General features: G+C 43.9%; 20 protein-coding genes. 14 read left to right on the top strand and 6 right to left on the bottom strand.

Translation table 11 applies throughout. The features are described 5' to 3' along the window. Positions 1-4 precede the first annotated feature (4 nt). The 13 genes from G5B30_RS09995 to G5B30_RS09935 all read left to right on the top strand — a co-directional run bounded on the left by G5B30_RS09995 (position 5) and on the right by G5B30_RS09935 (position 17,528). A complete protein-coding gene (locus tag G5B30_RS09995; protein ID WP_165319833.1) occupies positions 5-1,813 on the top strand; it encodes a RagB/SusD family nutrient uptake outer membrane protein in 1,809 nt (602 codons plus the stop codon). Positions 1,814-1,839: 26 nt separating this feature from the next. Beyond that, positions 1,840-2,793: a DUF5017 domain-containing protein gene (locus tag G5B30_RS09990; RefSeq protein ID WP_165319832.1), complete on the top strand. Its 954-nt coding sequence runs from the start codon at positions 1,840-1,842 to the stop codon at positions 2,791-2,793. A 14-nt stretch (positions 2,794-2,807) separates the two neighbouring features. Further along, positions 2,808-4,187, top strand: a complete 1,380-nt coding sequence (locus tag G5B30_RS09985; protein ID WP_165319831.1) for a polysaccharide lyase 6 family protein — start codon at positions 2,808-2,810, stop codon at positions 4,185-4,187. Positions 4,188-4,224: 37 nt separating this feature from the next. Beyond that, positions 4,225-5,253: a carbon-nitrogen hydrolase family protein gene (locus tag G5B30_RS09980; protein WP_165319830.1), complete on the top strand. Its 1,029-nt coding sequence runs from the start codon at positions 4,225-4,227 to the stop codon at positions 5,251-5,253. A 60-nt stretch (positions 5,254-5,313) separates the two neighbouring features. Beyond that, complete coding sequence (locus G5B30_RS09975) at positions 5,314-5,952, top strand: hypothetical protein (protein ID WP_165319829.1); 639 nt, start codon at positions 5,314-5,316, stop codon at positions 5,950-5,952. A 47-nt stretch (positions 5,953-5,999) separates the two neighbouring features. After that, on the top strand, positions 6,000-7,379 hold the full coding sequence (locus tag G5B30_RS09970) for a hypothetical protein (protein ID WP_165319828.1): 1,380 nt from the start codon (positions 6,000-6,002) through the stop codon (positions 7,377-7,379). A gap of 77 nt (positions 7,380-7,456) precedes the next feature. Next, complete coding sequence (locus G5B30_RS09965) at positions 7,457-8,965, top strand: polysaccharide lyase 6 family protein (RefSeq protein WP_165319827.1); 1,509 nt, start codon at positions 7,457-7,459, stop codon at positions 8,963-8,965. 239 nt (positions 8,966-9,204) lie between these two features. After that, positions 9,205-11,205, top strand: coding sequence for a hypothetical protein (locus G5B30_RS09960; protein WP_165319826.1), 2,001 nt, complete (start codon positions 9,205-9,207; stop codon positions 11,203-11,205). A gap of 251 nt (positions 11,206-11,456) precedes the next feature. Next, positions 11,457-12,983: a PQQ-dependent sugar dehydrogenase gene (locus G5B30_RS09955; protein ID WP_165319825.1), complete on the top strand. Its 1,527-nt coding sequence runs from the start codon at positions 11,457-11,459 to the stop codon at positions 12,981-12,983. Between the two features lie 4 nt (positions 12,984-12,987). Then, positions 12,988-14,190, top strand: coding sequence for an NRAMP family divalent metal transporter (locus G5B30_RS09950; RefSeq protein WP_165319824.1), 1,203 nt, complete (start codon positions 12,988-12,990; stop codon positions 14,188-14,190). 1 nt (position 14,191) lies between these two features. Continuing rightward, complete coding sequence (locus G5B30_RS09945) at positions 14,192-15,214, top strand: NAD-dependent epimerase/dehydratase family protein (protein ID WP_165319823.1); 1,023 nt, start codon at positions 14,192-14,194, stop codon at positions 15,212-15,214. Next, the gene (locus G5B30_RS09940; protein WP_165319822.1) at positions 15,214-16,284 is read left to right on the top strand and encodes a dihydrodipicolinate synthase family protein; all 1,071 of its coding nucleotides are present in this window, start codon (positions 15,214-15,216) and stop codon (positions 16,282-16,284) included. The genes G5B30_RS09945 and G5B30_RS09940 overlap by 1 nt, the downstream gene beginning before the upstream one ends. Before the next feature lie 50 nt (positions 16,285-16,334). Further along, positions 16,335-17,528: a M20 family metallopeptidase gene (locus G5B30_RS09935; RefSeq protein ID WP_206367073.1), complete on the top strand. Its 1,194-nt coding sequence runs from the start codon at positions 16,335-16,337 to the stop codon at positions 17,526-17,528. A gap of 2 nt (positions 17,529-17,530) precedes the next feature. On the opposite strand, the gene rimK is transcribed toward G5B30_RS09935, so the two are convergent. The 3 genes from rimK to G5B30_RS09920 are packed head-to-tail and all read right to left on the bottom strand — an operon-like array spanning position 17,531 to position 20,080. Then, a complete protein-coding gene (rimK, locus tag G5B30_RS09930; RefSeq protein ID WP_165319821.1) occupies positions 17,531-18,466 on the bottom strand; it encodes a 30S ribosomal protein S6--L-glutamate ligase in 936 nt (311 codons plus the stop codon). Continuing rightward, a complete protein-coding gene (locus tag G5B30_RS09925) occupies positions 18,463-18,894 on the bottom strand; it encodes an ATP-dependent zinc protease (RefSeq protein ID WP_317164335.1) in 432 nt (143 codons plus the stop codon). Before G5B30_RS09925 ends, rimK begins: the two co-directional genes overlap by 4 nt. Positions 18,895-18,901: 7 nt before the next feature. Then, positions 18,902-20,080, bottom strand: a complete 1,179-nt coding sequence (locus tag G5B30_RS09920) for an AIR synthase related protein (RefSeq protein ID WP_165319820.1) — start codon at positions 20,078-20,080, stop codon at positions 18,902-18,904. A 265-nt stretch (positions 20,081-20,345) separates the two neighbouring features. Here G5B30_RS09920 and G5B30_RS09915 point away from each other — a divergent pair, with 265 nt between their 5' ends. After that, complete coding sequence (locus G5B30_RS09915) at positions 20,346-20,723, top strand: YidH family protein (RefSeq protein ID WP_165319819.1); 378 nt, start codon at positions 20,346-20,348, stop codon at positions 20,721-20,723. Positions 20,724-20,982: 259 nt separating this feature from the next. Here the strand turns inward: G5B30_RS09915 and G5B30_RS09910 are convergent, their stop codons facing one another. The 3 genes from G5B30_RS09910 to G5B30_RS09900 form a co-directional block, all read right to left on the bottom strand. Continuing rightward, the gene (locus tag G5B30_RS09910; RefSeq protein WP_165319818.1) at positions 20,983-21,540 is read right to left on the bottom strand and encodes a biliverdin-producing heme oxygenase; all 558 of its coding nucleotides are present in this window, start codon (positions 21,538-21,540) and stop codon (positions 20,983-20,985) included. A 172-nt stretch (positions 21,541-21,712) separates the two neighbouring features. Then, positions 21,713-22,489, bottom strand: coding sequence for an HmuY family protein (locus G5B30_RS09905; protein ID WP_165319817.1), 777 nt, complete (start codon positions 22,487-22,489; stop codon positions 21,713-21,715). Between the two features lie 8 nt (positions 22,490-22,497). Next, a complete protein-coding gene (locus tag G5B30_RS09900; RefSeq protein ID WP_165319816.1) occupies positions 22,498-23,094 on the bottom strand; it encodes a hypothetical protein in 597 nt (198 codons plus the stop codon). Between the last annotated feature and the right edge of the window lie 4 nt (positions 23,095-23,098).

Genomic DNA, 23,098 nt, shown 5'->3' with positions numbered 1-23,098 from the left:
GATTATGATGAAATATAGATATTATTTTTTGTTTGCGCTATGTTTGTTTAGTGTAAGCTCATGTGATCTGACCAAAGAACCTTTGGATTTCCTTGACGCGCCGGCTTATTATGATACAGCGGAAGACTTGGAGAGTAACCTCGCGGCTGTTTATGATAAATTAGGGCATAGAGATGTCTATGGACAATGGATGCTTTACCGAATGGGTTTGGAAGCTGATGAAGGGTATTATGCCCGGACAACGCCGGCATTTGGCCCCCAGGTCTATGATTTTACTTCCAGCGATGCCGATATATTTCGCCACTGGACGGCTTTATATACGGGAATAGGCCGAGCTAATATTCTATTGGCAAATATAGATAGTAATCCAGAGATTGACCAAAGTGTAAGGGATAGGGTAAGAGGTGAGACACTATTTCTAAGAGGATATTATTACTTTTTGCTGGTTCAATATTATGGCGGAGTTCCGTTGGTGCTGGAACCGACTTCCGATGTGAATGATATACATAAGCCGCGGGCTTCAGCAGCTCAGGTTTATGCTCAGATATTGAAAGATATGGAGACCGCAGAAGCCTTGGTCGACGACATACAGACCGTAGGTTTTGGCGGAAGGGTCAACAAATCGGCTGTTCGAGGTATTTTGGCAAGAGTTTGTCTCCATATGGCAGGTAATCCGGTGAATGACAAATCAAAATATGAGCAAGCCCGGTTTTGGGCTAAGAAGGTGATCGATGATACCGATGCCGCACATGCATTAAATCCAAATTTTAGTCAGGTATTCATCAACTATGCGCAGGATATTTATGATATTCATGAGAGTATCTGGGAGGTAGAATTTCGTGGGAATGGCGAAGACGCGTGGACAGAAGAGGGTGGTGTAGGCTATGTGAATGGTCCCGCCACCACAAATGCAGATATTGGTAATACTATTAATGGCGTTCGCACGACAGCAAAACTTTATACAGCCTATAAGGAAGGGGATTTGCGGAGAGATTGGACCATTGCCGATTTTACGTATGTCAATGCGACAGGAGCCAAGACCTTCGCTACTTCAACGGCAAGAAGAGATGTATATACCCGGAACTCGGCGAAATACCGAAGGGAATACGAGATCCTTCTACCTAAGAGAGGTTCTGTTACGCCCCAGAACTTTGCATTGTTACGGTTTTCCGATGTATTGCTGATGTTCGCTGAGGCCGATTATGAAGCGAATGGAGGGCCAAGTCCAGAGGCCATCGAAGCTGTTAATCGCGTGCGTCGCCGCGCTTGGTCGACGGGGATAAAGTCAGTAACGATCACCAATGGAGGATCAGGATATACAGCAGCACCTACCGTAACTTTTGAGGGTGGCGGCGGGTCTGGAGCCAAGGCTACAGTTACCGTCTTGGGAGGACAGGTTACGGGAGTGGTATTCGATAGAGACGCCGTGACAGGTCATGCCAGAGGTGCGGGGTATACATCGGCACCGACCATAACCTTTACAGGAGCTGGTACCGGTGCAACGGCTGACGTCGAAATTTACAAGAAGGAAGAAGCCGAGTTAAATGAGCTTGAAATAGGCGATTTCCGAAAAACCATTCAGGATGAGCGGTTGCGGGAACTGGCTTTTGAAACGCTCCGGAAAACAGACTTGATCCGTTGGGGAATATTTGTGTTCAACATGAAAAGAGTAGGCCAGGAAATACTTGCAGACATCCCGGATGCGCATTTTATCCGCCAGTATAATAATATTTCGGATAAACATTTGCTGTGGCCTATACCGGCTACCGAGATGAGTGTAAACCGGGCATTGACACAGAATCCGAAGTGGTAATTGATTAATTTTTAATACAGAGAACGATGAACAAGTTATTTTATCTTCTATCAGCAAGTGTGATCTTATTCGGATCATGCGAGTATAAGATGGAGTTGACGCCCAATCTGGACGATTTTGCGGTAAGTACGGGGGCTAATGTATATCGGGTAAATGAAATCGTAGATTTTAAACTGAAAGGCAATCCTGATATTATCACCTTTTATTCCGGGGAACTGTATAATGATTATGCCCATAAAGATGGTCGTATTATCCGTGTAGAGCATGCCGATCTCTATTTTACGACTTCCATACCCGTGACTGCACGGCCGCAGGAAAATCAGTTTGCCGTCATGGCATCTACAGATTTTAACGGTGACTACAGCAGCTGGTCCAATATAGATGATGCGCACTGGGTAGATATCACAGATCGGTTCATATTGGCGACATCGATAACTTTCACCTCCTCGGGCGTGGTCGATATTTCGGATCTGATTGAGCCGGGCAAGCCGCTTTTTATTGGTTTTAAATATACTGTACGCAGTAAAGCAGAGATTAATGATCCGGCGCATGAACGACCAAGAACTTGGCATATACAAAGTTTTACGTTTACTGGTAATACGGACGCAGGTCCTCTTGTCATGGGCGATATGGAAACCGCAGGATTCAATATCATACATCAACATCCTGAAATTGTATCCAAGACCGTGCAATCTGCTAGCCGGATCACTTTTTTAGGTCATCCGATGGATGAACCTACAGACCCCGATATTCATACCGAAATATGGGCTGTCAGTAAACCTTTTGAAACCGGAGATGTCAATAGAGGACCCGATCGGCCGATTGCTGTCAAAGCGGATCTAAATCCTCGGCTTGAAAGTTATACCCACACGTATACAAAGCCGGGGATTTATAAGGCCTATTTTGTTGGTATGAATGCCAATATAGAGGGAAGCCAACAGGTCATAAGGGAAGTAGATGTTACGGTAATAGCGGATTGATCGGATATTAAAATATGAAGGACAAAAAAAATAAAATAACGTTGTTGATCGTATGTATGTTCGCATGGATTACTGGCACCATGGCGCAATCTTCAAATAAGATACCGGTCAAGTCGGCGGAGGAGCTCCATGCTGCTTTTGCTAAAGCGACTCCAGGCGATGTGATTGTCATGAAAAATGGCGTGTGGAAAGATATCGATATTGTTTTTAAAGCAAATGGTACGGAGTCTGCCCCGGTTACGTTGATGGCCGAAACACCCGGTCAAACGATCATATCGGGTTCTTCTTCCCTTCGGATAGCCGGGCGGCACCTGGTTGTAGATGGACTTTATTTTAAAGATGGACATTCGTCCCGGCCACTGCATCTTATCGAATTTCGTAGTGGTAATATTCCTGCGGAACATTGCCGGTTGACCAATGTCGTTATATCCAGTTTCAATAAGCCGAAAGGAACAGATGTTTGGGTGGGTTTATTTGGTAGCCACAACCAGATTGATCATTGTCTTTTTGAAGGAAAGACCAGCAAAAGTGTACTGATAATCGTCTGGCGTGCAACTGCCGATGCCAATTATCACCGGATAGCACATAATCATTTCAAAGATATGCCGAGCATCGGGCTGGGTGGAGCCACAGCCATCCGTATTGGAGATGGGGTACAGGCCTTGTCTTCTTCGGTTACAACGGTAGAGTCCAATGTTTTCGAGAATATGTTGGGAATCGGGAAAATTATCAATATCAAATCCGGGGGGAATATCATCCGGGGAAATACCTTTATTAAGGCTTCGGGAAGTATCTGTATCCGCCAGGGCAATGGTAACCTCATCGAAGGGAATTTTATCTTCCCGGGGATGCAAGACAATTATACCGGGGGAATCCTGGTGATCGGTGAAAACCATATTATACGCCAGAACTATATACAGGGGACGAGAAGAAGAGGAAAGGCTGCGATAGCCTTGTATGAAGGGCAGCTTGATAACCATCCGGGCAAAGGTGGGTATTATCCGACAAAAAATGTGCTGATAGCTAACAATACACTGGTAGACAACGATAAGAATATTGTGGTCGGTCAACTCTATAACCCGAGTAAAGGGCTGACCGTGCCGGTCGAAGGTATACGTTATGTAGGAAATGTTATTCTTGGTAATTCGAGTGCTACACCGGTTATCGAAGTTTTGGATAAACCGACCGGGGAGGTGCATTACGAAGACAATACATTTTTTGGTGGCAATCTGAAAGGCCTGGAGGGTATACCCGGTATAGCGATCAAGGATCCACAGCTGACGTTGGGTGCAGACGGTAAGTACCATTACAGCAAAACGAACCCCTTAAGAAGAAACTTAATGGGGCTGCCGCTGAAACCGGATCAGGTCGGTCCGAACTGGAGAAGACAATAAATAAAAGTACAAGAATGAATTTAACTGGAAAGGATAGATGGAAATGACAGGAAAACTAAAAAGAGGTATGATATCGGCTTTTTTATGCAGTATGGTATGCTGTATGAGCCTTCTGGATACGGCTAATGCAGCCAATCGGATACGGGTTGCCACAATTGGTGAAAGAACCCCGACTTTGGACAAAAGCGGAGGCTACCAGAAAATGGTGCAGCAAATGATCGCTTTCTGGAAAAGGGAGCTGGATCAGGTTATCCACGACGATCCTGATTTGATCGTTTTGCCGGAAAATGCAGATTTTCCATGGGGACTGACACAAGATGAAAAGAACGAATACGTCAAAGTCCGCGGCAATCAGATACTCGACTTTTTCGCATCGGTAGCAAAATCGACAAACTCTTACCTTGTATACAGCATGAGGAGGTATGACGAGAAAGGCCTGCTGCGAAATAGTGGCGTATTGCTGGGGCGAAATGGAGAAACAATCGGCATGTATGACAAAAACTACCCCACGATCAAGGAAACAGAGTCCGGCATTATACCGGGTACAGAGGTGCCGGTTTTTGATTGTGATTTTGGGAAATTAGCTATCGCAATCTGTTACGACTTGAACTTTGATGAGCTAAGGGAACGGTACGTAGCGTTGGATCCGGATATAATTGTCTTCCCTTCCGCTTATCACGGTGGGTTTGTACAGAGCGTTTGGGCTTATACCTGCAGGGCATTTTTCGTCGGGGCTATCAGCGGTCGAGGTGCGCCTTCTCAGGTCAGAAATCCCTTGGGTGAGGTTGTTGCTAGCTCCACGAATTATTTTAATTATGCGGTTGCCGATATAAATCTTGACTATCGCGTCGTGCACCTCGATTATCATCGTGGGAAGCTGAAGGACCTGAAGAAAAAGTATGGCAGCAGTGTACACATTAAAGATCCCGGGGAGCTCGGTGTATTATTGGTGACCAGTGAAAATGAAAGCGTCGGCGTCGCAGCGATGTTAAAGGAGTTTGGGATCGATGTCGTGAATGATTATTTCAAGCGATCGCAGCTCGTTAAAAAACAACATGAGATTTAAAAAAACAAACGGAATCATCGGGTAGAATTTTATATAGAACATTATTAAAAAAAGCAAATCATGAAAAAAGTAAGAGAAATTAAAAAAAGAGGAATAGCATCATGGATGGGAGCATTATTAGTCATGTTCCTGCTAAATATGCCCGGACAAGCGGCAGCTCAACAAGCCGTATTTGAGGATAATTTTGATGATGGCAAGAGCCTGGAGGCTTTGGGCTACCGGCCGGGAGCTGCCCAAGGTATGTCGGAAAGACCCGTCATTTCCTCCGATAGAAGCGCAAGCGGAGAAAACAGTGTTTTCTTTGCTGTCAAACAGCTCAATCTAAGGAAAAAATTTGACAATGTCGGTGTGCCGAACGCGACGGTCGAATGGAAGGTAAACGTTCCCGAAATGGGCGGATCTTTTGGGATCTCCCTGTATAATGGACGGGATGCGGTGGTGAAGACCAACATGTTCAGTAAAAACTTGATCTACATAAACGACGCTAATGAGAAAAATACGCTTGCTCCATATAGTGCCAATGAATGGGTGACTGTCCGAATAGCGATCACGGGCAACAAATACAATGTGTACATGAACGATAAGCTCGTGGGGGAGAATATTCCCACGCTCGGCGGACACACCAAGGTAAACACTATTTTCTATTCTGTCGGCAATAAGGCGGCATATATCGATGATGTCCGCGTCTTGCGGAATTGAGTATCATCGTGCTATAAAAACTAACCAATAAATTAGAACAAAGTGTCATGAACAAAGAACATAAACCGCAAGGAGGAAGACAGGGTCTTTCGTCTATATTTTCAAGGCTATTCGGCGTGTTGGCTGTTATCTTTTTAGTCGTCGGCTTAATGGCTTGTTCGAAGAATGATCCGGATGTCGGTGCTGAACCTATGGATCTGACGAAGGTCGGTGTGGATCTACAGGGGGGAATCATCACCGGGACGACTACTGCGATGGAATATAGTTTGAATTCTACTGATGGGGTAGACGGGGATTGGGAGGCGGCCAGTGACGGAAGTACGGTGGTTGCTTTCGGTGACGACGGACGCGTGTATATCCGTGAAACAACTAATCCGGCAAATGTACGATTGGTAATAAGTTTAGGTTCGGACAATATGGATCTCGTGTACCTGAGTGATGTATCGGTTGATATCGCCGAAGGGATTATTAAAGGTACGACCACCGAGATGGAGTACAGTTTAAATTCTACCGATGGAACAGATGGCGATTGGCTCTTAGCCAGCGATGTCAATACGGCAGTTACCTTCGCCGTTGGTCGGGTCTATGTTCGTGCGGCGAGCGATCATACACACAAAAGGCCGGTGGCTATTATCGCAGCTCCGGCAGCTGCTCCGAATTTGGTTGCTGACGACATATCGAATATCATCGTCGGCCTTGCGGCCGTTCACGAGTACAGGGTAGATGGAGGAGACTGGATAGCAGGTCCAAATGGACCCGATCTCACCGGCGATAAATCGGTAGAGGTCCGTATCAAAGCAACCGCTGTTACGCTAGCCAGCGAGGCACAGACGCTAACGTTTACAACGGATCCTGTTGATATCGTTGTGTTTGAACATCATTTTGATGGTGCAGAGACACTGGAAGAGTTGGGATATGCTCTTTCATCGACCAAAGCGGTTATTTCTGATAATATGTCTGTCAGCGGTACAAAAAGTCTGGCTTTTCTTGAGACTAGTGGAACAAGGAATATAGGCCGGTATTTTAATTCGGAAAACACAGCTGAAAAGTATGAGAACGTGACGGTAGAGCTGTGGGTGAAGCTTGATCTTCAAGCGGCTCAAAGCGCCAATACCCTTATAGGCTTATATGATGGAACAACTAGCGTTGCCAGAGTAAGTAATTTCAGCACAACGATACGGTATTATGCGGGTGCTACTATAACGGAATTCAATCCAGTCACTAGTGTCATATGGGATGAATGGTTCAAGTTGCGTATTGAAATGGTCGGTGCTACCTTTAATGTGTATAGAGATGGTGTTTTGCTCGGAAGCGGTCTTGCGACGGATGGGGGGCGCACGGAGGTGAACCGTCTCTACTTTAGCACGTCAAGTGCAAACACACATAGTTATTTCGATGACATTAAAGTTACGTACAAGCCACAGTAAACACCTTTTATAATTTGATAGGACAGGAAGTCGGATTACGCCGACTTCCTATTCATCGTTTTTATTCACAAAATGGTATGAAAGCTGTATCCACATTAGCACTTGTTTTTTTTATTGGGGTAGGTATCTTATCGTGTTCAAAAAACGGAGAAGACTACGTGGAGAAAGAGGAGACCATAATCAAGGATCCGGACAAAAAGCCAGTTGATGACGATCCTCCTCCTCCAGACGAGCCGACGGGAAGGTTAGTGACTTCGAAGGCAGAACTCAACACGGCTATAGCAGAAGTTGCCCCTGGTGATATTATTGTCATGAAAGATGGGGTATGGCGTGATCTGGATATTATATTTACGGGCAATGGGACGAAAGAAAAGCCCATCACGTTGAAAACCCAGTCGCCGGGAGGAGTTGTTATTTCGGGCCGGTCTTCGCTACAAATGTCGGGGGAGTACCTGGTTGTTGATGGTCTGCATTTCAAGGATGGATACTCTTCGTTGCCCAGCTATTTTATCAAATTCAACTATAAAGCTGCTCCCGCCCACCATAGTCGGCTTACGAATGTCGTAATTTCCGGATACAATAGGCCGAGGGAAGATGGAGCAGATGTATGGATCAGCCTTTTTGGGACCAATAATACGGTAGACCATTGTTTCTTTCAGGGAAAGACAAGCAATAGTGTGCTTTTGATCGTTTGGCGTGCTACCAACGAAGCAAACTATCACCATATCCATCACAACTATTTTAAAGATATGCCATCTATCGGTGCCGGTGGAGCAACAGCCATCCGTATAGGAGATGGAGTACAGGCCTTATCGGCATCACGCACGACGGTAGAAGCCAATATCTTTGAGAATATGCTCGGAATAGGTAAGATTATCAATATAAAATCCGGCGGAAATATCATCAAGAACAATACGTTCATCAATGCGTCAGGAAGCATCTGTGTAAGGCAGGGTAATGGTAACCTGATTGCCGAAAATTATATTCTACCGGCAGAAAATCCGAGTTATACGGGAGGGATTTTAATTATCGGTGAGGATAATATCATTAGCGGCAATTATATCCAAGGGACAAGAGCCAAGGGAAAAGCTGCCATTGTACTTTACGAGGGTGAACCTGATAATTACCCCGGTAAAGGCGGTTATTATCCGACCAAGAATGTGCTGATCGCAAATAATACTTTGATAGACAACGATAAAAATATTCTTATCGGCCAGTACTATAACCAGACTAGTGAAATGATCGTACCTGTAGAAAACATAACCTACAAAGAGAATGTAATCATTGGAAATAGTAGCACAGTTCCTGTTATTCAAGTATTGGATGAACCAATTGGGAATATCCAATACGAGGGCAATATATTCTTTAAAGGGAATTTAAACAGCCTTGGAGACATACCGGGGATCTCAATTGAGGATCCGCAGTTGTATAAGGGAGCAGACGGGATGTATTATTATCCGACAGGGAGTGCACTGGAAGGAAACATTATCCGAAGCCCCTTAAAGAGAACCGATGTAGGGCCGTCATGGATTAAGGACAGATGGCCGGAGCTGGGCATCGAAGATACGCCGTACATCAAGCAATAAATTGTTTGTTATCATGCTCGGGAACACAACATTTAATTACAATTAATGTACATATTTTTATGATAAAACACAGAATCCATTACATTTTAATATTGCTTATTGTCTCCTCTGTCTGTTTTGGGCAACAAAAATCAGTGGTAAAGAGCGTAGCTTCCAAGAATTGGAGAATAAGTTTCGCAGGTTCCTCAGTTACCTGGGGAGGAGGTTTTTTACAATCCGGCTTGGTGAGAGAGGCTATCTTGAATATACAAAGAAACAAGTCCACTACGGTTGAAGCGGATATGGTAAAGGCGGAAGGTGAGCACGCTTATTTAAACGGACCGAACGATCAAAAATTCTTTGGTGGTAATGCCTTGAAAATTGCCGGCGTAAACTCGAACATCAAATTTTCGATTACAGGAGATGAGATCACGCTTGTCCAGGGAATAGAAAGAAGCAACGCATCCGCTTCCCTGATCGAAGTATACATAGACGGCATTTTATACGATACCATCAATAATTGGAATCCCAGTCCCATCGGCACGGCAGATATGGTGTTTGAAGGTGATGGCAAAACCAAACAATTTGATCTGGGCAGAGCCTTTACATTTGGACATCATATACAGTTAAACGGGAAATTGTTGCAAGGGGATCATAATCAAGGAGGTTATGGTGGTGGTGCAATTCCGGGCGGCTTGGACTATATGGTGATTCGGAAATACGGCGAAGGCAAGAATGGCGATCCAGAGGTGCACCATTGGATTTCTTTCCGTAAAGCACCGGCCAAAGGCGATAAACTGACGGTCGGTTTTTCGTATGGTGAAGAGATCAGTTACGAAAAAACCACCATAGGCAAATCCGGTAAAGGCGAACTGGAAAGCCCATTTGGCGATGGAGATGTCGCTTTTGATATCACCAAACCATCACGGGTCTCCAGTGGATTGGACTTCAGGGAGACGGATGACCGTGCGATTAAAATTTACCGATTTGAAGATGTGAAGGAACGAGAGGTCGAACTGCGGATAAAGGGTAATTATAAAGGGACAAAAGGGCTCCCTTATTTTATCTTCAATTTTGCGACCAATCGGTTTTTTCATTTTCAAAATGCAGGTATAGGTGGATGGAAACTGGCTTTTTTTAACAATCCAGACGAATTTCACCGCGGTTATAAAAAAATAGCCGAATTTAACCCAGATGTTGTATACATGGAAACGACGCCAAATGACGACTGGAGCGTGGGAGGGTATAAACTCTATACTGAGCATCCTGATTTAACGTTACAGGAACTGCAGTCTATCCGGACACTTCCGCCTAAATCTATTACCTATAATGGGCAGGCAGATACGTATAATTTCCAAAAATGGGTCGGAAAAATTGAAAAGATAACAGCAAATAGCGTGACATTTTTGTCGGATAAGCTCCATCAGGCAGATACACCCCCCCAGCAGGGAGATTATGTGTTTCTGGGTGGATATTTTTCAAACAATAGAGAATACGTCGTACGAAAAGTGGAAAAATATGATGCAGCCAGCCATCAGTTGTTTTTCGATAGACCTATTACTCCCGAAGAGCTGCTGTATAAAGATATAGCGATTCTTAAAGGCATGGAAATCCGGGTCAGGTCCTTTTCTGCCTTCGAGCAGGAATTCAGAAAATTTGTCGATCGAATAAGAACGCTCCGGCCAAAAGTGAAGATAGCCTCTATGGTTAACCCACTTCCTATTATCGGAGCAAGAGAGCTGTGGGGATATTGGGATCTCATGAATGATATTTCCAAAGAATTAGACTTCGAAAATCTGGAAGTTCAGCCTTTTTATGATTATGAGTTTTCACAGACCCGAGATAGGGAGGTGGTTATAGACGCCAGCGCATTAAGAACAAATCCGATGACCGGCTATACGGAAGGTATAATCGAAGGATTCGATCGTAGGAACATCCAAAACTGTGAAGTTATTGTCGATGGAAAAAATGTGTACGGATCCGATGCTGTGATTCGGAATCCCTATTCCTATGGCGTGGACAAAAGTTTGACAAAAGGAGCCCTTAACATGAATTATCCGAAAGATCGCGTATTGGCAAGCCAAAAAATCAACCAGAAGTTGGAAGTGGTTTTTCTTAAGAATGCACCCAAGTCCGGTAAGATACTGATTAAATACTCAACCAAACATTGGAGCGGAGATGGCTGTCATGTGCGGACCGGCGACGATGGTTCCAAACTGTACGGAAGTGTTTATTATGATTATTTCAACACGTTAGAATAGTATCAGATCAATAGACTAAAGCAAAATAAGTTGCCACGATGAAAAAAAATAAAAAAATATTGTGAATCGGATTAATATTGTTATATTAGCGCAATTGATTAAAGAAAGTGCCCCCACTGGGGCATTTTTTTGAACTCATTTCGTTAACGTTAACGAAGTATTATGCATATTTGCAGATATGATAAACGAGAAACCTGTAATTAGTGATGTACAATCATTGTTCGAAAAAATTAAAGTCTAAGCGCGCAACGATGCAAAGAATAGTTTGGCTTGCGGTATACAGCATGTTGTTCTTGCTGGGTTGTGTTGCTCTTGAGAACAGAGATAGATATATCGATTTTGTAAAAGTATCGGAGACTACTTTTTTGGGTGTGGAGGAGTTGCTTGACAGTCTCGATGTTCCTTGGGACATGCAATACAATTCGGAGACAAATTCTATTTTCTTTACCGAAATAAAAGGCACAATCTCGGAGTTGAATCTGAAGACAAATAAGCGTACAGCTATCTATACTGTACCTCGCGTTTACCAGCAGCGTACATTAGGTCTTTTGGCCTTGACCGTCCATCCGGATTTCCGTCATAAGCCTTACTTATACACCTGTTATACGGTTAAGGAAGGCGAACATATTTTTAGTGAACTGTTGCGGTTGAAATACGATAAAGGTATGATCTCGGAAACCAAAGTGTTATTGAAGATTAAGGGAGCAAGAGCGCATAATGGTTCACGGATGGTTTTTGATAAAAAAAATATTTTGTATTGGGCTACCGGAGATGTTGCGTCACAAACACATGCTCAGGATTCGACGACGTTGAACGGAAAAATACTACGGATGACGGATGAGGGAGAGGTGCCTCAAGACAATCCGATTCCCGGATCTTACGTGTATGCTTGGGGCTTTCGCAATATGCAAGGGATAACTGTCACGCTGAATGGCAATATCATTACTTCGGAACACGGTGATGCTATTGAAGACGAGCTGAACTGGATTAGGCCGTTACATAATTACGGCTGGAAAAAGATTGAAGGCTACCACGATTTGCCTGAAGAGATAGCGTATGCGCAACTTCACGGAACGACGGAGCCTATCAAGGCATGGACTCCGGTCATCGCTCCTGCTGCATTACATTATCCACAGTCCGATATCATACCGGAATGGAAAAACTCGCTGCTGTTAGGTACCTTGAAGGACCAGAGCCTCCACGTGTTGCGTTTGAATGACGAACAGACGGAGGTGATTGCGGAAAAGGTTTATCTCAAGGATGTATATGGGCGGATTCGTGCAATTACCAGTGATAACAAGGGAAATATCTATATTGCGACGAGCAATCGCGATTGGAAGAAACAGGTCGGTTTCCCGTTGGAGACCGATGACCGTATTCTCAAGCTGACGAAGATCGATTTTGTACCAAATAAGTATCTCGTGGAGAATGAGATACAGACTGTAGATGTGAACAGTGGTAAATCTTTATATCAGGCTTATTGTGCATCCTGCCATAAGGATGATGGGGCGGGGCAGAAAGGAATATTTCCGCCATTGCGCCAAACAGAATGGATCAAAGATGAGCATAAATTTGTCGATGTCATGCTGAACGGTTTGAGTGGAAAAATAAAAATAGATGAAATCGATTATGATCAAATGATGCCGTCATTCAGCTTTTTATCGAATAAGGAGATTGCAGAAATAGCAACGTATGTCAGGAACAATTTTGGAAATAATTATGCGGCGATAGATAGTATGCAGGTAGAAACGCACAGAAAGCACGACAAACAAAAATAAAAAAATGAAGAAACTATTAAATATACTAGGTCCCGGGATTATTACAGCGGCTTTAGTATTTGGTCCGAGCAAAATGACCATCACCTCGAAGATGGGAGCGGATTACGAATATTCGCTGATGTGGATCGTCGGATTAGCGCTGTTTTTTATGGGTGTTTATACAGCGATGTGTGCACGGATAGGTGTTATCCACGACAAGTCTTTGCTGACGTTAATCAAAGAGCGCTTTAATAAGGGGATAGGTATAGCGATAGGTGTGGGAATATTTCTGGTAGCGACTTCTTTTCAGGCAGGAAACGGCATTGGCGTCGGCATCGCTATCGGCGAAGCGACCGGGACACCGATGTCGATATGGATTATCACCTTTACTGTCCTAGCAATCGCCCTATTGTTTTTTCCGTCTTTTTATAAGGTTATGGAGAAGCTCATGTTGGGTTTAGTGCTGGTCATGCTGGCCTGTTTTATTGCGACCTTATTTCTGGCAGATATCGATGCCGGGCGTTTTTTTACGGGATTTGTACCGACAATGCCTACAGGTTCGCTTGGCTTGGTCATTGCGTTCACGGCTTCTTGCTTTTCGCTGGTGGGGGCCTTTTATCAGACTTATTTGATTCAGGAGCGCCGAAAATCAAGCCATGAGGGTGTTAATATTAAAAATTCGGCGCGGGGAGCCTATACCGGTGTAGCGATACTTGGATTTATGAGTGCGTCTGTCGTCGTATGTGCGGCCGCGGTACTGTTCCCCAAAGGTATCCACGTGGGAAGTGCAGCGGAAATGGGAAAAGCTTTAGAACCTTTATTCGGTAAGCATGCCAGTTCGTTATTCTTTGTCGGTCTCTTTGGGGCGGCTTTTTCTTCTTTGGTCGGCAATGCTACGGTAGGCGGGGCACTATTGGGCGATGCGCTTGGTTTTGGAAGTAGCCTAAGTTCAAAGAAAGTCAAAATACTGATCTCCATTGTCATGATCCTGGGCTGTCTTGTGGCGATCTCTTTTGGTCGGCTGCCTTTAGAATTGATTGTCCTCGCACAGAGTGTTACGATTTTTCTCGTACCTTTTATTGGCGTATCCATCTATATCATTGCTAATGATAAATCGATTATGGGGGCGCATGCCAATAACCGGTTTTATAGGATTGCCGGAGCTTTAGGCCTCGCGGTAATCAGTATTCTTATGGTGAGTAATATTTACGATATGTTTTTAAAATAATATGGATAATCAGGTTTTAGTAGAATTGGAAGAAAGATATACCCGCCCGTCGGAAGCATTCCTTAATGATCTGTCAAAGATCGACGGTGACTTTATTTTTTTGGGTATCGGAGGAAAAATGGGGCCTAGTATGGCGAAGTTGTTAATGGATGGCTTAAAGAAGCTTGGACTGAATAGAAAGGTATACGGAGCTTCCCGTTTTTCGGATGCTTCGGGTAGAGCATACCTGGAAGGAATAGGTGTAGAAACTATAGTTTGCGATCTGCTGGATGATAACGCGCTACAGGCATTACCGGAGGTCAAAAATGTAATCTACCTAGCAGGGTTTAAGTTCGGTGCGACAGGCAAGGAGGACTTTACATGGGCTATGAACACGTACCTTCCGGGCCGTGTGGCCGAAAAATTCAAGGACTCGCGTATCGTAGCATTCTCTTCCGGTAACGTATTGCCTTTTGTAGATGTCCACTCTGCGGGGGCAGACGAGCGTGTGATGCCAGAACCTATCGGTGAGTATGCGCAGAGTACGTTGGGGCGTGAGCGGATATTTACGTACTTCAGCAAAAAGAATGGTACGCCAGTGTTGTTATACCGGTTGAACTATGCCGTTGATTTTCGGTATGGTGTGGTTCGCGAAATAGCGAAGCAAGTTTATAGCGGTCAGGCAATAGATATCCGTACAAATAATGTAAATGTAATATGGCAAGGTGACGCCAATGAAATTGCAATACGGAGCCTGTTACATACGGAAAGCCCAGCCAAGGTATTAAATGTAACAGGTCCGGAAATTCTGTCAATAAAGTGGATTGCCGAAAAGTTGGGTGATGTGTTGGGACGTCAACCCATTTTCGTGAACGAACCGGCGCAGACAGCTTTGCTGAACAATGCTTCGGAATGTCACCGGATTTTCGGTTACCCGAAAGTAGGTATACAGGAGATTATTGCCATTACGGCGCAGTGGATTTTAAACAACGGGGAAGATTTTGGTAAGGATACACATTTTCAAGAAAGAGGAGGAAAGTTTTAATGAAAAAATTAGATGGTGCTCTGAAGTCATTATTGATGGAAGGAACAGTTATCCCGGCGCATCCTTTAGCATTGGATGAGAACCGTCGGTTTGATGAGGAAAATCAACGGCTGTTGACGAACTATTATATCCAAAGCGGTGCAGGAGGTATTGCGGTAGCGGTTCATTCGACGCAGTTCGAAATCCGTCTGTCGGAACATAGTCTTTTTGAAAAGGTGCTGCAGGTTGCGGCAGAGGGTATCGAAGCTGCTGATCTGGACAGGCCGTTTGTGAAGATAGCCGGCATATGTGGGCAGGTCGATCAGGCTGTCCGCGAAGCACAGGTAGCTGCCGATCTCGGTTATGATATGGGGCTGCTGAGCATGGGTGGCTTGCACAACCTGACCGAGGCGGAAATATTGGAACGCACGGAAGCTGTGGCCCGGATTATTCCGGTATTCGGTTTCTACCTTCAGCCATCTGTTGGCGGACGGATATTTACCTATGATTTCTGGTCAAAGTTTGTGGAGATCGAAAATGTGGAAGCGATCAAATGTGCTTCTTTCAACCGCTATCAGACGTTAGACGTTGTCCGTGCTATCGCCAATTCATCCCGTCGGGATGAGATTGCATTATATACCGGTAACGATGATAATATTGTACAGGACCTTTTGTCGGTGTATAGGTTCCGTGTGGGAGAGGAAGATGTGGATGTAGAATTCAGAGGAGGACTGTTGGGGCATTGGGCTGTTTGGACCCATAAAGCGGTGGAATTATTGGCGAAAGTCAAAGATTACAAGGAAAATCCCTCTTATGAGAAATGGAAGGAACTGCAGGTTATCGCTAATCAGGTGACCGATGTGAATGCGGCTTTGTTTGACCCGGCACATGATTTTAAAGGCTGTATTCCGGGTATACATGAGGTATTACGGCGGCAGGGTTTGATGAAAGGGATATGGTGTCTGAATCCGGAAGAAGTATTGTCTGAAGGGCAGTATGATGAGATCTCCCGGGTTTATGAAGCGTATCCGGATTTAAACGATGATAAATTTGTGAAAAAGTTCTTAAGTACCTACCTTGTTAAGGTATAGGCACTCCGTCGTTAGTAAAACGATTACGTCGGGCTAATTTTATCTTAATAATGATAGAAAAAATAAAAGAAATAGTCTCTTCAGTAAAGAACGAGGCTATTTCTAATAGAAGACATTTACACCGTTTCCCTGAATTGTCCTTTCAGGAATACAAAACGAGCGAATATGTGCAAAGCGTATTGCGGTCTCATGCGATTGACTTTGAGGTGGTGGCGGATACCGGTGTGTTAGCAAAGATTGTCGGAAAGAAATCGAACAGCACACAGACTGTAATCTTGCGTGCCGATATGGATGCATTGCCTATCCACGAGGAAAATGATACCGATTTTACTTCCCAAAATGAAGGCATCATGCATGCCTGTGGACATGATTTTCATACCGCCAATTTGCTGGCGGTCTTAAGCATTCTTAAGGAAATGGAGGCTGATTTTTCGGGTACTGTAGTCGGTATATTCCAACCTGCAGAGGAAAAAATACCAGGAGGTGCGCTTTCGATCTTAGCCGCTAAAAAATTACCTCCTCCTGGCCCAGATGTGAAAGGTGTTATCGGTTTGCATGTCTCACCGGGTTTAGAAGTAGGTAGGATCGGTGTGCGACCAGGTAAGTTTATGGCTTCGGCCGACGAAATATTTATCAGTCTTAAAGGTAAAGGAGGGCATGGAGCACAACCACACTTGAATATTGATCCGGTTGTCATTGCAGCGCAGCTGATCTTATCTTTACAACAAATTGTGTCAAGATTTGCGGACCCCGCTATTCCTTCTGTCTTGTCTTTTGGTAAGGTTCTTGCGAATGGAGCGACGAATGTGATTCCAAATGAAGTGACGTTGGAAGGCACTTTTCGGACGATGGACGAGAGCTGGCGCAAACAGGCATTGGAGCTGATCGAGAAGCAGATAAAAGAGCTGCCACCGATCTACGGAGCGACAGCAGAAGTAGAAATCCGACGAGGATACCCAGTATTGGTTAATGATGAGGCGTTGACAGGTACGGTATCATCTTATCTGAAAGACTATGTGTCGGCGGACAACTTTGAACAGCTCGGTATCTGGACCGCTGCAGAAGATTTTGCTTACTACTCGTATACCTATCCTGCATTATTTTATTTCATCGGTACGGGCAATGCAGAAAAAGGTATGACCTCGGCATTGCATACACCGACGTTCCAGATCGATGAGGATGCATTTGAGCATGCAATAGGAGCGATGGTGTACAGCGTGTTACAGCTATTGGATCACGCTTAATTTTACAGCCTACTTTCTTTTTTAACCTGTCGCTTCTTGACGGCAGGTTTTATTTTTTGCTTGGTCTCGTATTGACGTTCCAGATACTTGATAATTTCCCCGGCGATATCTTTATGGGTAGCCTGTTCTATACCTTCCAAGCCCGGCGAGGAATTCACTTCCAAAATCAGTGGTCCACGCGCAGAGGGAAGCATATCTACTCCAGCAACTGTTAGCCCCATAGCACGCGCTGCAGCAACTGCAGTCTCTTTTTCTTTACGTGTCAGCTTGACAACTTCGGCGGTGCCACCGCGGTGGAGGTTGGAGCGGAATTCGCCCTCCCGAGCTGTTCTTTTCATAGCACCGACAACTTTACCATCGACCACGAAAGCACGTATATCTGTTCCTTTTGCTTCTTTGATGTATTCTTGTATCAGAATATTGTTTCCCAAACCATAGAAGGCTTCGATAACAGACGAAGCTGCTTTTTTGGTTTCGGCCAGGACGACGCCAATTCCTTGCGTACCTTCCAGCAACTTAATAACGAGCGGTGCACCGCCGACCATATTAATCAGATCGTCTACATCTGATGCCGTACGGGCGAAACCTGTAATGGGCAAACCCAATCCTGCACCTGACAGGATCTGCATGCATCGTAGCTTGTCCCGGGAGCGGGTGATAGCCTGACTGGGATTGGCAGAGATCACATTCATAACCTCAAATTGGCGCACAATAGCAGAACCGTAAAAAGTGATCGATGCACCTATCCGTGGTATGATGGCGTCAATGTCGCCAATTCCTTGGCCCTTGTAGTGTATACTTGGTTTCCCTTGCTGGATACCTACATAACATTTGCTGTGATCAATGACTACACATTCGTGTCCTCGTTGGGTGGCTGCTTCCACTAAGCGGCGGGTCGAATAAAGCTGTCTGTTGGAAGATAATACGGCGATTTTCATAAACTATTTTTAGCTAAATTCTTCCGGGAAACATCGACCAAAAACTTGCCACTTATAAAATTTCGACCGAGAAGCATTGGATAAGACATGGATGAACGGTCGCGTAGTGAAAGCTTGATATCATATAGCCGATCAAATAATCTTATCTTGGTAATAAAAATATGCCGTGTCTCTGTTTGCCCGAAAGAGCTTTTTACGACACGTTCCCGATGCACTGGAAATGTTAATGTCAACACTTCGTCATCTTCCAAATGCGGACAGATGTGGCAGGTGATAAATCGATGTCCATCTTTTTCAAAGATACTGAAATCTTCACAATGTAACACCGATGTATCCGCACCTGTATCTATTTTCGCATAAATATTGTACATGCCGAGTTCCGGCAGGTCTACAATTTCATGGCGACCTATGATGGGTTTTGTGTTCACGGGATTTTTACGCGTAAATGAATGTGCCGTAAGGCGATTCGAGGACAATTTGTTTTTTGTTGAAACTTTCTACACGTCCAATAATCTGTGCCGGAATACCGAAAGTATTCGAAATAGCGATGATATCATCGGCGATGGATGCCGGAACATACAGCTCCATGCGATGCCCCATGTTAAATACTTTGTACATCTCTTGCCAACTGGTATTCGATTCGCGTTGGATCAACTCGAAGAGCGGGGGTGTTGGAAAAAGGTTGTCTTTGATAACTTTTAAATCATCGATAAAGTGAAGGACTTTCGTTTGTGCGCCACCCGAACAATGGACCATGCCGTGAACTTGTGCGCGGTATTTGTCTAATATTTGTTTGATAACAGGTGCGTAGGTGCGGGTAGGGGATAGTACGAGCTTTCCAGCGGTGACCTCTTCTCCTGTCTCTACTTTAATGGTGTCGGTCAGGGCTTTTCCACCTGCAAATACGAGGTCATAAGGGACGGCAGGATCATAACTCTCCGGATACTTCTCAGCAACGTATTTGTGAAACACGTCATGACGGGCGGAGGTAAGTCCGTTGGAACCCATGCCGCCGTTGTATTCTTTTTCATAAGTAGCCTGGCCATTCGAAGCAAGCCCGACAATAACATCACCTGCCTGAATCCGGTGGTTGGAAATAACGTCTTCGCGTTTCATACGGCAAGTTACGGTACTGTCAACAATAATGGTGCGTACAAGATCGCCTACATCAGCCGTTTCGCCTCCTGTGGAGTAGATGCCTATGCCCAGATCACGCAGATCAGCCAATATTTCCTCGGTTCCATTGATGATCTCCGCTATGACTTCACCCGGAATAAGGTTTTTATTACGTCCGATAGTTGAGGAAAGTAAAATATTGTCAACCGCACCCACGCAGAGTAAATCATCGATATTCATGATGATCGCATCTTGAGCGATCCCTTTCCAGACTGATGCGTCTCCGGTTTCTTTCCAGTATACATACGCCAACGAGGATTTTGTGCCAGCACCGTCCGCATGCATGATATTACACCAAGATGCATCGCCGCCTAGGATATCGGGTATGATCTTACAAAATGCTTTGGGATAAAGCCCTTTATCAATGTTTTTTATAGCATTGTGGACATCCTCTTTTCCAGCGGATACGCCTCTTTGGTTGTATTTCAGTTCTGACATCTTGGCACAAAAATAATCAAACCGAACGATTATGCCTAAAAGTTTTTTAGGTTGCCAGCACGATGTTTTACGTATCTTTTGTCATCGTGATGTCTTTTCTGGTTTTCAACGTAAAAAACATTTGCATAGTGTTAATAATACACTTACATTTGTAGTATCATAATTTAGGTTTATAATTGGTTAGTAAAGGTTTTCATTCTCCCCGTTTGAAAACCTTTTTTTATTTACCAAAAACTAAAATTATATTTTGTAGTTTGGTATTATAATGGATAACAAGCAAAAAGGAAAGCCTACGGATCACCTCGCCAATGAGCGAACTTTTCTCGCCTGGATCAGAACGAGTATTGGGATTATGGGGTTTGGTTTTATTGTCGTAAAATTTTCGATGTTCATTAAACAGATTTCCCTATTTGTGGGGAAAGAGCCAAACCCTTCGCAATTTGGGTACTCGGGTATTATAGGCGTGGTATTGGTAGCGATAGGTGTGATGACGGCCGTAATGGCTTACCTCAATTACAAGAAGATAGAAAAGCAATTGGATGTAGATCACTATTCCAGTTCCAGTCCGACAATTACTTACCTGACGGCCTGTATTGTGTTTATCAGTGTCTTTTTGATCTGGTATCTTATCGAAAGTATTTAAGTAGTTTTTTGGTTGCGAGGTTATATAGTTATAGGGTTACATGATTACAAAGTTACAGGGTGGTTGTAGGAATTCCAGAAGGTGTCTGGTTTCTTTATTGGACACAAGATTTAGCGGCGAAGAAGAACAGTCCCAGCCAGATCAAACCTTTGACGAGAAAGAATAAAAACGCGCCGATACCGACGCGTTTCAACCAGATTTTATTATTCTTTTCTTTTTTCACCTGAATATACTTCTTGGGAAGTAAGATGATTTTTTATTAGACAGTTGCCGCGGCAAATACATCGCCGAAGCGGGAGAATGTTTCGTTTGCCACTGCAACAGCTCTTTCATGTGTCGCCGGATCTTCACCGTATTTATTTAATACAGCTGTAAAGACACCCCACATTTTTCCGGTATCTTCTCCATATCCAGAAAAGAAGGAGGTTCCCTGTGTAATGCCATATTTATTGAGCATTTGGACAATATAAGGGCCACCCATGATCGACCCTTCCAGGACATAAAGAGCAGATAATGCTTCCAAAGCATTATTCACCTGGGGTGCAACAGCTTCAGGAAGTGTGTCGGTCGTACCGCGAAGTTCCTCGATATCGGCTTTTATGTGTGAAGAATTGCGGCGTTCTGCATAATCAGGCAATACTTCTGATGTAATGAACGGTGCAATTGCTTTTTCTACTGTATTGAAATAAGCATAAAAGTTCTTTAATACGTCGGCATAGTCTGCGTTGGAACGTACGCTCTTCAACTGACGTACTACTACGCCCTCCAATGTTTGGTGAGCTTCTTTGGTGTTTTCTTTGATATTCTGATGTAACATAACTTTATTCGTATTGAGTATTGTGATCTTTCATCTCTCTATTTGCGATACTGCACAGGGCAATATGCTTATCACTATACAAATGTCCGTATTTCTTCTTCAGTTTGCTTGCTGCTTTTTGCTTAATGATGTATGCAAAACGCTTTAAAACATAGCCTTTTCCTGCTCTGAATTATTTTATTTCAAACTTTGTGCTGCCCGCAGGTATGAGTATATACTCAAAAGTAGCGTACATGATTGGTTCGCCCTTTTTCCAAAGTTCTTGGCTAAACAAATCTTTATAGCAAGAGATCATTTTGATCTTGGCATAATCACCCTTCGCCGTTTTGAGGATGACGGTACGTGGCTGTACGGTTGTTCCATCTTTTTTTGTAATAGGTTCCGCTAACGCATACGCCACATGTTGATCTTCCGCTGCACCCTCTCGGACATATGTTCCATTAAAATCGTAGAGGTACCAACCTATTCCATTACCGAAGAACCCTTGATCATCCGTGCCAATAATATCTTTGCCGGTATGATAGGTGAGGTTCTGAGGAATTTCTGTTACTTCATCAAATGTGCTTTCTACAATAGCAATTTCACCTTTCCCTCCACTTCCTTTTCCGTAATTATCATCGTCATTTCCATTGTTTGCAGAAAGAAAACTGGTGAACATTCCCCCAAAGGCTAGATCCCATTTTGTTGAATTAGCAGAATCAATAGGTATTGTTCTGTTTTCGGATAAGCTGTATAAATAATGATCATCGGGGTTGGGTGTTGAGCCCTCATCGGTTGGAGCAATCGGAAGGTTTTTAACACGTATTAATTTATAATAGTTGTCTGTTTTTCCTGTATCTTCTGGAACGGTGTTGTCCTTATCACAAGCATATTGTACGGTTACAGTTGCTAATAAACCGATAAGCAACGCGGCCCGGAGACTGTTTTTTAATAAAATTAAGCTTGACATGAGTTTTATTATTTTGTAAATATTTTTGTTTTTATACTGAAGTCATCCGCCGTCCCTCCGTTTTGAGTAATAGCAGTAAGTTGGATAATATATACCTTATCTAAGGTATTGCTAAAGTCAGTATCCTCATTTCCTTCGAAAAGTATTACATATCTTCCTTCGATTGGAGCAACGGTGTGATTGGTGAATAGATAATTGTACCATCCATTTGGTATTGACGGCATAGGTCCACTGATCATATTCATAGTCAATTTATCTGTGTAATTTATTGAGGCTGTGTCTAATACAGCCACTTTAATTCCTTCGATATTTTTGATTTCTGAATCGAAATAACCCAAGCGATACTTGGTTGGCTCAGTTAATTTCAGATCAAGATTCATCGTGCCCGAAAGTGAAATTTGCGATGCAGTTTCCTCTGCTTCGTTGTTGGTGTCGATATTAAAGAAGATCGTTGATTCCTCGTCGGGTATCATCGTCTTGCTTTGTATGGTTGCCTTGCTATCCAGAAGGGTGGCTATTTCTTCACCATTTTTGTCCTTATCACATGACGTAAGTCCTAATGTCAATGCGCATGCTAACGCCGCTGTAGTAAATAGTTTGTTCATTTTT

Origin of the sequence: Sphingobacterium sp. SGG-5 (assembly GCF_011043525.1) — a bacterium.
Taxonomy (GTDB): Bacteria; Bacteroidota; Bacteroidia; order Sphingobacteriales; family Sphingobacteriaceae; genus Sphingobacterium.
Note: the sequence above shows the minus strand (reverse complement) of the source record. Positions and strands in the feature narration are given on the sequence as shown.